The sequence below is a fragment of the Bacillus sp. FF-1 genome (genome assembly GCF_028548245.1).
GTDB classification, from domain to species: Bacteria; Bacillota; Bacilli; order Bacillales; family Bacillaceae_G; genus Bacillus_A; species Bacillus_A paranthracis.
Window position 1 is genome coordinate 169,589 of sequence record NZ_JAQQGG010000004.1, and the last position, 13,083, is coordinate 182,671.

The following is a 13,083-nucleotide window of genomic DNA, read 5'->3' on the forward strand; positions in this document are numbered from 1 at the left end:
TGGAATTGGTTAAAATAAAGGAAATTAGTTATACCTAGCATACAAGTGAAACAAACTTATAATAAATATATTGTAAGATAATTACTTGAAGCTATAGTAATAAAAAATGTAGTACATAGGAAGGGTAAGACATATGAGAATATTATTTGTTGGGGATGTAGTAGGATCTCCTGGTAGAGGTATGATTCAACAATACGTACCGGCATTAAAGAAGAAATATACACCTACAGTAACCATTATTAATGGGGAAAATGCAGCAGGTGGACGTGGAATTACGGAAAAAATATACCGAAACTTTTTAGAATGCGGAGCACAAGCGGTTACACTTGGAAATCACGCTTGGGATAACCGTGAAGTATTTGAATTTATTGATGATGCAAAATATCTTGCAAGACCAGCTAACTTCCCAGAAGGCACTCCAGGAAAAGGGCTTATTTTTGTGAACTGTAATGGAACAGAAGTTGCAGTTATTAACTTACAAGGACGTACGTTCCTTCCTCCGATTGATTGTCCATTCCGTAAAGTGGATGAATTAATTAGCATTGCGAAAAAACGTACGAATATTATTTTTGTTGATTTCCATGCGGAAACTACAAGCGAAAAACAAGCGTTAGGTTGGTATGTAGATGGTCGTGCTACAGCGGTAGTAGGTACACATACGCATGTTCCTACAGCAGATAATCGTATTTTACCAAGCGGAACGGCATATATCACAGATGTTGGTATGACAGGACCGTACGATGGAATTTTAGGTATGGACCGAGAAGCAGTATTGAAGAAGTTTTTAACAAACTTACCAGTACGATTTGAAGTGACAAATGGTAGAACACAATTAAGTGCAGTGCTAATTGATGTGGACCCTAATACGGGAAAAGCTAAGAAAATTGAGCGTATCTTAATTAATGATGATCAGCCATTTTTTGAGTAATTCCTATTAAAATTTAGATAAGTTATTATTTTTTAATTTTTTAGAAAAATTACAGAAATTTAGCAGGAATACGTGTCATTCCTCGTGAATATAAGTTAAAGTGAAATAATTGCTAATACTTTTTATAGAAACGAGGAGGAAACGCGGAATGGAAATATTAAAAGTTAAAGCAACGTCGGTCCCTAATTCTGTAGCTGGTGCACTTGCAGGTGTTATTCGCGAACGCGGAACAGCAGAAATTCAAGCCATTGGTGCAGGTGCATTGAACCAAGCGGTAAAGGCAGTAGCAATTGCAAGAGGATTTGTAGCGCCTAGTGGTTTGGACCTGATTTGTATCCCAGCGTTTACGGATATCATGATTGATGGGGAAGAACGTACAGCAATAAAATTAATTGTAGAACCTCGTTAAGTTTAAACAACCTGTTTGCAGTATGCAAACAGGTTGTTTTTATAATGGAGGAATGAAAATGAAAATTTTTGATGCTCATTGTGATGTGCTTCTTCAGTTATGGAGTGCACAAGGGAGAAAGGATTTTAAACATGATTCGCAATTACATATTACATTTGAACAGTTAAAGAACAGAAAAGGAAGTATACAATGTTTTGCTATATATGTGCCAGAAACAGTGGCATATGAAAACCGATTTGAAGTAGCATTGCAAATGGTAGATATTTTTTATAATGAAATTTTATCCTTACCAGGTGTGAAGTTTATTCAGACAAAAGATGATATGAACATGTTAAAACAGGACGAGATTGGAGCGATATTAACATTAGAAGGATGCGAAGCAATTGGAAAAGATGCAATGAAATTACGGTTGTTGTATCGCCTAGGAGTACGTTCTTTTGGACTAACATGGAATTATGCCAATCTATTAGCTGATGGTGCGCTAGAGACACGTGGGGCAGGTTTAACGACTTCTGGTAAACATGTTGTACAAGAACTGAATGCGTTACATGTATGGACTGATGTGTCTCATTTGAATGAAAGAAGTTTTTGGGATGTGATTGAAATTGCAAAAAATCCTATTGCTTCCCACTCAAATTGTATGAAACTTTGTCAGCACCCACGTAATTTAAACGATGAACAACTTAAAGCTCTTATAAAGCGAAATGGCATGATCGGTGTCACTTTTGTACCGCAGTTTCTAACAAATGAAAAACAAGCGAATGTAGCAGATATAGTAAGACATATCGAATATATTTGTTCATTAGGTGGAGAGAACAATATAGGGTTTGGTTCGGATTTTGATGGGATAGTAGAAACAGTTGTAAATGTATCAGCGTATCGAGATTATGAAAATGTAATGAACGAGCTTTGTAAACACTATGCTGCATCTACTGTAGAGCGATTTTTATATGATAATTTTGTTGAACATATAAGCTTTTAAAATTTTTGTTTTAAAAATCCAGAAAAATTAGAATTAATTCATTTGATATTATTGCTTTTTTTAAGACCTAATACTAGAATGAAAAACAAAATAGCTTTATACTAAAGATTCAGGGAAATCAGAAGAGGCATAATTTGCGTCCATTGTAGTTTATTTGCATAAAAAATGCTAAACTATTACTGTAAAAAAATACACTACAATGAATGCAGCCAAAAGGGGTGTAGGAGATGATTAGTCAACTTTCATGGAAAGTTGGAGGCCAACAAGGTGAAGGAATTGAAAGTACAGGAGAAATCTTCTGTATTGCATTAAACCGATTAGGATATTACCTATACGGTTACCGCCACTTCTCATCACGTATAAAAGGCGGCCATACAAATAATAAAATTCGTGTAAGTACAACAGAAGTACGCGCGATCTCAGATGATTTAGATATTTTAATTGCTTTTGATCAAGAAACAATTGATTTTAACTTCCACGAACTACGTCCGGGCGGGATTGTAGTTGCAGATGCGAAATTTAATCCGACAATACCTGACAATACAGATGTAAATCTATATGTGATACCGTTTACAGATATTGCATCAGAATTAGGCACATCATTAATGAAAAACATGGTTGCTGTTGGAGCATCAAGTGCGGTATTAGGATTAGATGAAACAGCTTATTTAGATGTTGTTGAAGAGATCTTTGGTCGTAAAGGAGAGCAAGTCGTTCAAAAGAACATGGACGCAATTAAGCGCGGCTCTCAATATATGAAAGAGTTACTAGGTGAGAAAGTAAACATGATGCAGCTTGAAAAAGCTGATGGTCAGAAGCGCATGTTTATGATTGGGAACGATGCGATCGCATTTGGTGCAGTAGCTGGTGGTGCTCGCTTTATGTCTGCATATCCAATTACACCTGCATCTGAAATTATGGAATACTTAATTAAAAAATTGCCAAAAGTCGGCGGAACAGTAATCCAAACTGAGGATGAAATTGCAGCTTGTACAATGGCAATCGGTGCAAACTATGCTGGTGTTCGTACATTAACTGCATCTGCTGGTCCAGGTCTATCTTTAATGATGGAAGCGATTGGTTTAGCAGGTATTACAGAAACGCCATTAGTAATTGTTGATACACAACGTGGTGGTCCAAGTACAGGATTACCAACGAAACAAGAGCAGTCTGATTTAATGGCAATGATTTACGGTACGCACGGTGAAATTCCAAAAATCGTAATGGCGCCAAGTACAGTGGAAGAAGCTTTCTATGATATTGTAGAAGCGTTTAACTTATCTGAAGAATATCAAGTACCTGTTATTTTCTTAACAGATTTACAGCTTTCTTTAGGGAAACAGACAGTAGAACCACTTAAGTTAGATAAAGTGGAAATTCGTCGTGGTAAGCTTGATTTAGAAGCGGAATTACCAGAACGTGAAAATAAAGCATACTTCAAGCGTTATGAAGTAACAGAAGATGGCGTTTCACCACGTGTTTTACCTGGTATGAAAAATGGTGTTCACCATGTTACAGGTGTAGAACATGATGAAACTGGTAAACCATCTGAATCAGCATTAAACCGTAAAGATCAAATGGACAAACGTTTCCGTAAAATGGAGAACTTGAAGTTTAATACCCCTGTTTATAAAAATGTTAAGCATGAAGAAGCAGACGTATTGCTTGTTGGATTTAACTCAACTCGTGGTGCGATCGAAGAAGCAATGGAGCGCTTAGAACAAGAGGGTATGAAAGTAAACCATGCTCATGTGCGTTTAATTCACCCGTTCCCAACAGCTGAAATCGATCCACTTGTGAAAAATGCGAAGCGTGTTGTAGTGGTAGAAAACAATGCAACAGGTCAACTTGCTAACATTATGAAAATGAATCTTGGTAACGGTGAGAAAATTTCTAGTCTTTTAAAATATGATGGGAACCCATTCTTGCCGAAAGAGATTTACAACGAATGCAAAAAAGGGGTTGTATTAAATGGCAACATTTAAGGACTTTCGTAACAGTGTAAAACCAAACTGGTGCCCAGGTTGCGGAGACTTCTCGGTGCAAGCTGCAATTCAACGTGCGGCAGCTAACGTTGGCTTAAATCCAGATGAACTTGCTGTTATTTCTGGTATCGGCTGTTCAGGTCGTATTTCAGGTTATATTAATTCATATGGTGTGCATAGTATTCATGGTCGTGCCCTTCCAATTGCACAAGGTGTAAAAATGGCAAACCGTGATTTAACAGTTATCGCATCAGGTGGTGACGGTGATGGATTTGCGATTGGTATGGGACATACGATCCATTCTATTCGTCGTAACATTGACATTACGTACATCGTAATGGATAACCAAATTTACGGATTAACAAAAGGGCAAACTTCACCACGTAGTGAAGCTGGATTTAAAACGAAAAGTACACCACAAGGTTCAATTGAACCGTCACTAAATGTTATGGAAATGGCTTTAACAGCTGGTGCAACATTTGTGGCACAAAGCTTTTCAAGTGATTTAAAAGAATTAACACAAATTATTGAAGCTGGTATTAACCATAAAGGATTTTCATTAATTAACGTATTCAGCCCATGTGTTACTTACAATAAAGTAAATACTTATGATTGGTTTAAAGAGAATTTAACAAAACTAAGTACAGTAGAGGGATATGATCCGTCTAATCGCATGATGGCTATGCAAACATTAATGGAAAACAACGGATTAGTAACAGGGTTAATTTATCAAAATACAGCGCAGCCTTCATACCAAGAACTAGTAAAAGGCTATAGTGAGAAGCCTTTAGTGCAATCTGATTTAAACATGGATCAGAAAATGTTTGATGAGCTTGTTGCTGAATTTATGTAATGTAAGAAGAGGAGGTTGCCATTTGGCAGCCTTTTTTAATGAGTAAAAATATAAAGCAGTCTTATTTACTTGGAAAATTCAGAATGGTAAAATAATATATAAATCGTTGTATGAAAATTGCATGTTCATTAACTAGGAAATGTAATAATAGGATAAGCCTTCTTCTTTGTAAAAATTGGCGAAACACTTCATACTATGGTAATGTGTATAGGGATAAAGCAATATGCTTTTGAGTAGGACAAAAGAAATACAAAAAGGGAATGTCTATTTGTGTGGGGAAGACTTCATTCTTATAGATGATTAGATTGATTACTCAAGTTTCAAAGGACAAGTATCTCTCAAGCTATCTAACCATTTTTGAGGTGGGTCTAAGCGCATTAAAATGGACTACAAAGTGTGTATAGTTAAGGGTGAAAGGAGATTACCGATGAACGAGCAACAACGATTAGCAAGTCAACAAGTGAATTCCTCTACGAAAAAAGAAGAGAAAGATTATAGCAAATACTTTGAAAGTGTATACCAACCACCTTCCTTAAAAGACGCGAAAAAGCGAGGGAAAGAAGAAGTTAAAATTGAACGGGATTTTGGCTTACCTGAAGAGTTTCGCAATTTCGGTACAGGAAGAAAGTTTTATATTCGTACATATGGTTGTCAAATGAATGAGCACGATACAGAAGTAATGGCGGGTATTTTCACTGCACTTGGATATGAACCAACCTTTTCAACTGAAGAAGCAGATGTAGTATTATTAAATACTTGTGCTATTCGTGAAAATGCTGAAAATAAAGTGTTCGGTGAACTAGGGCATTTAAAGGCACTAAAACGAAGAAATCCTGATCTTTTAATTGGTGTATGTGGTTGTATGTCCCAAGAGGAATCTGTTGTAAATAAAATTATGCAAAAAAATCAGCATGTAGATATGGTGTTTGGAACGCATAATATTCATAGATTACCGTACATTCTAAAAGATGCAATGTTCTCGAAGGAGACGGTAGTTGAAGTTTGGTCCAAAGAAGGAGACGTAATTGAAAATCTTCCGAAAGTACGTCGTGGTGATATTAAAGCTTGGGTAAATATTATGTATGGCTGTGATAAGTTCTGTACATATTGTATCGTACCGTATACACGCGGAAAAGAGCGAAGCAGACGTCCAGAAGACATTATCCAAGAGATTCGTCATTTAGCTGCGAATGGTTATAAAGAAATTACGTTACTTGGACAGAACGTAAATGCATATGGTAAAGACTTTGAAGATATAGAATACGGTCTTGGCGATTTAATGGACGAGCTCCGTAAAGTTGATATTGCCCGTATTCGTTTTACAACGAGCCATCCACGCGATTTCGATGATCACTTAATTGAAGTGCTTGGAAAAGGTGGCAACTTAGTAGAACATATTCACTTACCAGTTCAATCTGGAAGCACAGAAATGTTAAAAATTATGGCGCGTAAATATTCACGTGAGCATTATTTAGAGCTTGTAAGAAAAATTAAAGAAGCAATTCCAAACGCGGTATTAACAACTGATATTATTGTCGGTTTCCCGAATGAAACAGATGAGCAATTTGAAGAAACGATGTCGTTATATCGTGAAGTAGGGTTTGATACTGCCTTTACCTTTATTTATTCTCCGCGTGAAGGTACACCAGCTGCAAAAATGAAAGACAATGTACCGATGGAAGTAAAGAAAGAACGTCTTCAACGCTTAAATGCATTAGTAAATAAATTGGCAATTGAAAAGAATAATCGTTATAAAGGTCAAATTGTAGAAGTGTTAGTTGATGGAGAGAGTAAAAATAATCCAGAAGTACTTGCAGGTTATACTCGTACAAATAAACTTGTAAACTTTGTTGCTCCAAAGTCTTTAATTGGTCAGCTTGTGAAAGTAAAAGTAACGGATGCAAAAACTTGGTCTCTTAACGGAGAATTAGTTGAAGAGCCGATTGAGGTGGAATAATAGATGAAAGTATATTCGAAAGATGAAATTGTTGAGCAAGCGAAAGAATTAGCAAAAATGATTTCTGAAACAGAAGAAGTTGATTTCTTTAAGAAAGCAGAGGCACAAATTCATAAAAATGAAAATGTGAAGCGCGCAATTGATGAAATTAAAGCACTGCAAAAACAAGCAGTAAACTTGCAACATTACGGGAAATGGGAAGCTTTGAAAAAAGTAGAAGCTGAAATTGATGCCCTGCAAGATAAGTTAGATAGCATCCCAGTTGTACAAGAATTTAAATCTTCACAAACATATGTAAATGACTTACTACAGCTAGTTGCAAGTACGATTTCTAACAACGTAACAGATGAAATATTAATTTCAACTAATGGCGATGTATTGAAGGGTGAAACGGGCGCAGCGGTAGAAAGTAAAAAAGGAAATTGTGGTTGTTAAAGAGATGTCGAATTGACATCTCTTTTTTTAGTGGATTAAACGTAAGTTCTTCTCAAAAAAAGAATGACACATTCCGCTATTGTCACGCATATGATTAAGTGAATAGTGATTGAGGAGGGTTACGAATGTCCGAATTTAGAGAGATTATTACAAAAGCAGTGGTTGGAAAAGGACGTAAGTATACAAAGTCAACGCATACATGTGAATCGAATAATGAGCCAACAAGTATTTTAGGGTGCTGGGTAATTAACCACTCGTACGAAGCAAGAAAGAATGGAAAACATGTGGAAATTGAAGGTTTCTATGATGTGAACACTTGGTATTCATTCGATGGCAATACAAAGACAGAAGTTGTAACAGAACGTGTAAACTACACAGATGAAGTAAGCATTGGATATCGTGATAAAAACTTTTCTGGTGATGATTTAGAAATTATTGCTCGTGTCATTCAGCCACCAAATTGTTTAGAAGCTCTTGTATCACCAAATGGTAATAAAATTGTTGTAACGGTAGAACGTGAATTTGTAACAGAAGTAGTTGGCGAAACGAAAATTTGTGTAAGTGTAAACCCTGAAGGTTGTGTAGAATCAGATGATGCTTTCCAAATTGAAGATGATGAGTTTGAAGAGTTAGATCCGAACTTTATCGTTGATGCAGAAGAAGAGTAATAGAAAGCTAGGGAGAAGTTCTTCCTAGCTTTTTACTTTACATAAGTGGTGCTTAGATGAACATGATTGCTAATGAAATGTGCTATAATGAAGAAAGACTCCTGAAATAGGAGATAAGAGTGTCCGTGAAATGTGACATATATGAATATAGATTATTATGTAAGAATTATGGAGGATAAGTATGACGCAATATACGCCTATGATACAGCAATATTTAAAAGTTAAGGCAGACTATCAAGATGCCTTTTTATTTTTCCGCTTAGGTGATTTTTATGAAATGTTCTTTGAGGATGCGGTTAAAGCAGCCCACGAACTTGAAATTACATTAACGAGCCGAGACGGTGGTAGTAGTGAACGTATACCGATGTGCGGTGTACCGTATCATGCGGCTAAAAACTATATTGAACAACTTGTTGAAAAAGGATATAAAGTAGCGGTTTGTGAGCAAGTAGAAGACCCAAAAACAGCTAAAGGTGTAGTGCGCCGTGAAGTCGTACAATTAATTACGCCAGGAACGATGATGGAAGGGCGTACGATTGATGAGAAAGAAAATAACTTTTTAGCCGCATTAACACATTTTGAAGATGGATCATATGCGTTAGCTTGTAACGATTTAACGACTGGGCAAAATACAGTAACGTTATTGACTGGTTCAGTAGAGGATATTTTATTAGAAGTGTATGCAACTGGTTCGAAAGAAATTGTTGTAGATTCTTCCTTTTCTAAAGATGAACTAAACAAGTTAACGGAAACGTTAAAAATGACGATTTCATATGAAGATGCAACGGCAATCCCAGAAGGGTTAGAACATCTTGTGAAAAATGTTTCACAAGCAAAGTTAATTAAAGCAGTTGGACGCTTATTTAACTATGTAATAAGAACGCAAAAACGTTCATTAGATCATTTACAGCCTGTGGAAATTTATTATACGAATCAATTTATGAAAATTGATGTGCATTCAAAGCGAAATTTAGAGCTGACAGAAACACTTCGAACGAAAGAAAAAACAGGATCATTATTATGGCTATTAGATAAGACGAAAACGGCTATGGGTGGTCGTATGTTAAAACAGTGGATGGAACGTCCACTTATACAGAAAGAACGAATCGAAGAGCGTTTAGAAATGGTTGAAACGTTTGTAAATGATTACTTCTTGCGTGAAGATTTAAAAGAAAAGTTAAAAGAAGTATATGATTTAGAACGTTTAGCAGGGAAAGTTGCATTCGGTAATGTCAATGCAAGGGACTTATTACAGTTAAGACGATCTTTACTGCAAGTACCAGCTATTTTAGAAGCGATTAGTTTGTTAGATAACGCGTATGCAGCGAGATTAATTCAAGGTGCAGATCCATGTGAGAGCTTAACAGAATTACTAGGAAGAAGTATTCAAGAAAATCCACCGCTTTCTATTAAAGATGGAGATATTATTAAAGATGGTTATAATGACAAGCTTGATCAATATCGCTATGTGAGTAAAAACGGAAAAACGTGGATTGCTGAGCTTGAAAAACGAGAGCGTGATATTACAGGAATTAAATCGTTGAAAATTGGATACAACCGTATTTTCGGTTACTACATTGAAGTAACGAAAGCGAACCTTGGAGCATTACCAGAAGGCCGCTACGAGCGTAAACAAACGCTTGCTAATGCGGAACGTTTCATTACAGATGAACTAAAAGAAAAAGAAACATTAATCTTAGAAGCTGAAGAAAAAATTGTACAACTAGAATACGATTTATTTACAGCGCTTCGTGAAGAAGTAAAAGTATTTATTCCGAAATTACAGCATTTAGCGAAAGTAATTAGTGAATTAGACGTACTGCAAAGTTTTGCAACAGTTAGTGAAGAAGAACAGTTTGTAAAACCTGTACTAACAACGAAGCGCGAAATCTTTATTAAAGATGGTCGTCATCCTGTCGTTGAAAAAGTATTGAACGGGAAATTGTATGTACCGAATGATTGTATTATGCCAGAGAATATGGATGTATTTTTAATTACAGGACCGAACATGTCTGGTAAAAGTACGTATATGAGACAATTAGCACTTGTAACGGTTATGTCGCAAATTGGTTGTTTCGTACCAGCAACAGAAGCAGTATTACCTGTATTTGACCAAATCTTTACGAGAATTGGCGCGGCGGATGATTTAATTTCAGGTCAAAGTACATTTATGGTCGAAATGTTAGAAGCGAAAAATGCAATTGCAAACGCATCGGAAAGAAGTTTAATTTTATTTGATGAAATTGGACGCGGTACATCTACGTATGATGGTATGGCACTCGCACAAGCAATCATTGAACATATTCATGACCAAATTGGTGCAAAAACGTTATTCTCTACGCATTATCATGAATTGACGGTGTTAGAAGAAAGTTTAGATCAATTGAAAAATGTACACGTTTCAGCTATTGAAGAGAACGGAAAAGTAGTATTCCTTCACAAAATTCAAGACGGGGCAGCAGATAAAAGTTACGGAATTCACGTTGCGCAACTTGCGGAGCTTCCAGATAGCTTAATTGCTCGTGCGAAAAAAGTGTTAGCACAATTAGAAGGACAAGAAGAAATTATTATTCCAAAGCGTGTAGAAGTGAAAGCGCAAGAGCAAGAAGTAATTCCAGAACCTGTAGTTGTAAAAGAAGATCCAGTAGAAATAGAAGAAACGAAGGTAGAGAATGAAGAAGAATCACAACTATCATTCTTTGGTGGAGAACAGTCCTCGAAAAAACAAGACAAGCCAGTTCTAGATGCAAAAGAAACGGCAGTACTTGCGCAAATTAAAAAAATTGATTTACTTGATATGACACCTTTAGAAGCGATGAATGAACTGTATCGTTTACAGAAAAAGTTAAAGAAAGGATGAGTAAGTAGATGGGGAAAATTCGCAAACTCGATGACCAACTCTCTAACTTAATTGCGGCAGGGGAAGTAGTAGAGCGCCCTGCCTCAGTCGTAAAAGAACTTGTGGAAAATTCTATCGATGCGAATAGTACATCTATTGAAATCCACTTAGAAGAAGCTGGTTTATCGAAAATTCGCATTATTGATAATGGAGATGGCATTGCAGAAGAAGATTGTATCGTCGCTTTTGAACGACATGCGACGAGCAAAATTAAAGATGAAAACGATTTGTTTCGCATAAGAACACTCGGTTTCCGCGGCGAGGCATTGCCGAGTATTGCCTCAGTTAGTGAATTAGAATTAATCACTAGCACAGGTGATGCACCTGGTACGCACCTTATTATTAAAGGTGGAGACATTATAAAGCAGGAGAAAACAGCGAGCCGAAAAGGAACAGATATTACAGTACAAAACTTATTCTTTAATACACCAGCGCGTCTTAAATATATGAAAACCATTCATACAGAGCTTGGTAATATTACAGATATCGTGTATCGTATTGCAATGTCACATCCAGAAGTATCATTAAAGCTATTTCACAATGAAAAGAAATTGCTTCATACATCAGGAAATGGTGATGTAAGACAAGTACTTGCATCAATTTATAGCATTCAAGTTGCAAAGAAGCTTGTTCCAATTGAAGCTGAATCTTTAGATTTCACGATTAAAGGTTATGTAACATTACCAGAAGTAACGAGAGCATCTCGTAATTATATGTCAACGATTGTAAATGGCCGTTACGTACGAAATTTCGTATTAATGAAAGCCATTCAACAAGGATACCATACATTACTGCCAGTCGGACGATATCCAATCGGCTTCTTATCGATTGAAATGGATCCAATGCTTGTTGACGTTAACGTACATCCAGCGAAATTAGAAGTTCGTTTTAGTAAAGAACAAGAATTACTAAAGTTGATCGAAGAAACATTGCAAGCAGCATTCAAAAAAATACAGCTCATTCCAGATGCAGGTGTAACAACGAAGAAAAAAGAAAAAGATGAAAGTGTGCAAGAACAGTTTCAGTTTGAGCATGCGAAGCCGAAAGAACCATCCATGCCGGATATCATTTTACCGACGGGCATGGATGAAAAACAAGAAGAACCACTGGCTGTGAAACAACCAGCACAACTGTGGCAACCGCCAAAGCAAGAATGGCAACCACCACAATCGCTCGTAAGAGAAGAACAAAGTTGGCAGCCATCTACTAAACCGATAATGGAAGAACCGATTAGAGAAGAGAAATCGTGGGACAGTAACGAAGAGGATTTTGAACTAGAGGAATTAGAAGAAGAAGTTCAGGAAATAAAAGAGATTGAAATGAACGGTAATGATTTACCGCCGCTTTATCCAATTGGACAAATGCACGGAACATACATTTTCGCTCAAAATGATAAAGGTTTATATATGATTGACCAGCATGCCGCGCAGGAACGTATTAATTATGAATACTTCCGTGATAAAGTAGGGCGAGTAGCGCAAGAAGTACAAGAGCTACTCGTGCCATATCGTATTGACTTATCTCTTACTGAATTTTTACGTGTCGAAGAGCAGCTAGAAGAACTAAAGAAAGTTGGTCTATTCTTGGAGCAATTCGGCCATCAATCCTTTATCGTTCGCTCGCATCCAACGTGGTTCCCGAAAGGACAAGAAACAGAAATTATCGATGAAATGATGGAGCAAGTCGTTAAACTAAAAAAAGTTGATATTAAAAAATTACGTGAAGAAGCAGCCATCATGATGAGCTGTAAAGCTTCCATTAAAGCAAATCAATATTTAACAAACGATCAAATATTTGCTTTACTGGAAGAACTTCGTACAACAACAAACCCATACACATGCCCGCACGGAAGACCAATTCTTGTGCATCATTCTACTTATGAGTTGGAAAAGATGTTTAAGAGGGTTATGTAGGGATAATATGATTTAATAAAAAGAAGCGATGAAATAAATCGCTTCTTTTTTGTT

General features: G+C 36.5%; 10 protein-coding genes. All 10 read left to right on the top strand.

Annotation, left to right across the window (positions count from 1 at the left end; genetic code table 11):
* The first annotated feature begins 133 nt into the window (after window positions 1-133).
* The 10 genes from PQF83_RS16125 (at window position 134) to mutL (ending at window position 13,029) form a co-directional block, all read left to right on the top strand.
* Window positions 134-928 (top strand): TIGR00282 family metallophosphoesterase, encoded by a 795-nt coding sequence (locus PQF83_RS16125; protein ID WP_001221098.1) that lies wholly within the window; start codon window positions 134-136, stop codon window positions 926-928.
* Between the two features lie 148 nt (window positions 929-1,076).
* Window positions 1,077-1,337, top strand: coding sequence for a stage V sporulation protein SpoVS (gene spoVS, locus PQF83_RS16130; RefSeq protein WP_000404341.1), 261 nt, complete (start codon window positions 1,077-1,079; stop codon window positions 1,335-1,337).
* Between the two features lie 58 nt (window positions 1,338-1,395).
* On the top strand, window positions 1,396-2,319 hold the full coding sequence (locus PQF83_RS16135) for a dipeptidase (RefSeq protein WP_000688055.1): 924 nt from the start codon (window positions 1,396-1,398) through the stop codon (window positions 2,317-2,319).
* Between the two features lie 227 nt (window positions 2,320-2,546).
* Window positions 2,547-4,304 (top strand): 2-oxoacid:acceptor oxidoreductase subunit alpha, encoded by a 1,758-nt coding sequence (locus tag PQF83_RS16140; protein ID WP_000625425.1) that lies wholly within the window; start codon window positions 2,547-2,549, stop codon window positions 4,302-4,304.
* Entirely contained in the window at window positions 4,291-5,157 is an 867-nt protein-coding gene (locus PQF83_RS16145) for a 2-oxoacid:ferredoxin oxidoreductase subunit beta (RefSeq protein WP_000190154.1), read from the top strand. Before PQF83_RS16140 ends, PQF83_RS16145 begins: the two co-directional genes overlap by 14 nt.
* Window positions 5,158-5,584: 427 nt before the next feature.
* The gene (miaB, locus tag PQF83_RS16150) at window positions 5,585-7,114 is read left to right on the top strand and encodes a tRNA (N6-isopentenyl adenosine(37)-C2)-methylthiotransferase MiaB (protein WP_001005403.1); all 1,530 of its coding nucleotides are present in this window, start codon (window positions 5,585-5,587) and stop codon (window positions 7,112-7,114) included.
* 3 nt (window positions 7,115-7,117) lie between these two features.
* The gene (locus PQF83_RS16155) at window positions 7,118-7,549 is read left to right on the top strand and encodes a RicAFT regulatory complex protein RicA family protein (protein WP_000870462.1); all 432 of its coding nucleotides are present in this window, start codon (window positions 7,118-7,120) and stop codon (window positions 7,547-7,549) included.
* 125 nt (window positions 7,550-7,674) lie between these two features.
* The gene (cotE, locus tag PQF83_RS16160) at window positions 7,675-8,217 is read left to right on the top strand and encodes an outer spore coat protein CotE (protein ID WP_001288798.1); all 543 of its coding nucleotides are present in this window, start codon (window positions 7,675-7,677) and stop codon (window positions 8,215-8,217) included.
* Between the two features lie 181 nt (window positions 8,218-8,398).
* A complete protein-coding gene (gene mutS, locus PQF83_RS16165; protein ID WP_272792302.1) occupies window positions 8,399-11,077 on the top strand; it encodes a DNA mismatch repair protein MutS in 2,679 nt (892 codons plus the stop codon).
* Window positions 11,078-11,085: 8 nt separating this feature from the next.
* Window positions 11,086-13,029 (top strand): DNA mismatch repair endonuclease MutL, encoded by a 1,944-nt coding sequence (mutL, locus tag PQF83_RS16170; protein WP_000516458.1) that lies wholly within the window; start codon window positions 11,086-11,088, stop codon window positions 13,027-13,029.
* Window positions 13,030-13,083 lie beyond the last annotated feature (54 nt).

Coding starts and splice junctions, on each gene's coding strand:
- miaB (WP_001005403.1), top strand. CDS start 5,585: ATGAACGAGCAACAACGATTAGCAAGTCAACAAGTGAATTCCTCTACG.
- spoVS (WP_000404341.1), top strand. CDS start 1,077: ATGGAAATATTAAAAGTTAAAGCAACGTCGGTCCCTAATTCTGTAGCT.
- PQF83_RS16155 (WP_000870462.1), top strand. CDS start 7,118: ATGAAAGTATATTCGAAAGATGAAATTGTTGAGCAAGCGAAAGAATTA.
- PQF83_RS16125 (WP_001221098.1), top strand. CDS start 134: ATGAGAATATTATTTGTTGGGGATGTAGTAGGATCTCCTGGTAGAGGT.
- mutS (WP_272792302.1), top strand. CDS start 8,399: ATGACGCAATATACGCCTATGATACAGCAATATTTAAAAGTTAAGGCA.
- PQF83_RS16145 (WP_000190154.1), top strand. CDS start 4,291: ATGGCAACATTTAAGGACTTTCGTAACAGTGTAAAACCAAACTGGTGC.
- cotE (WP_001288798.1), top strand. CDS start 7,675: ATGTCCGAATTTAGAGAGATTATTACAAAAGCAGTGGTTGGAAAAGGA.
- PQF83_RS16135 (WP_000688055.1), top strand. CDS start 1,396: ATGAAAATTTTTGATGCTCATTGTGATGTGCTTCTTCAGTTATGGAGT.
- mutL (WP_000516458.1), top strand. CDS start 11,086: ATGGGGAAAATTCGCAAACTCGATGACCAACTCTCTAACTTAATTGCG.
- PQF83_RS16140 (WP_000625425.1), top strand. CDS start 2,547: ATGATTAGTCAACTTTCATGGAAAGTTGGAGGCCAACAAGGTGAAGGA.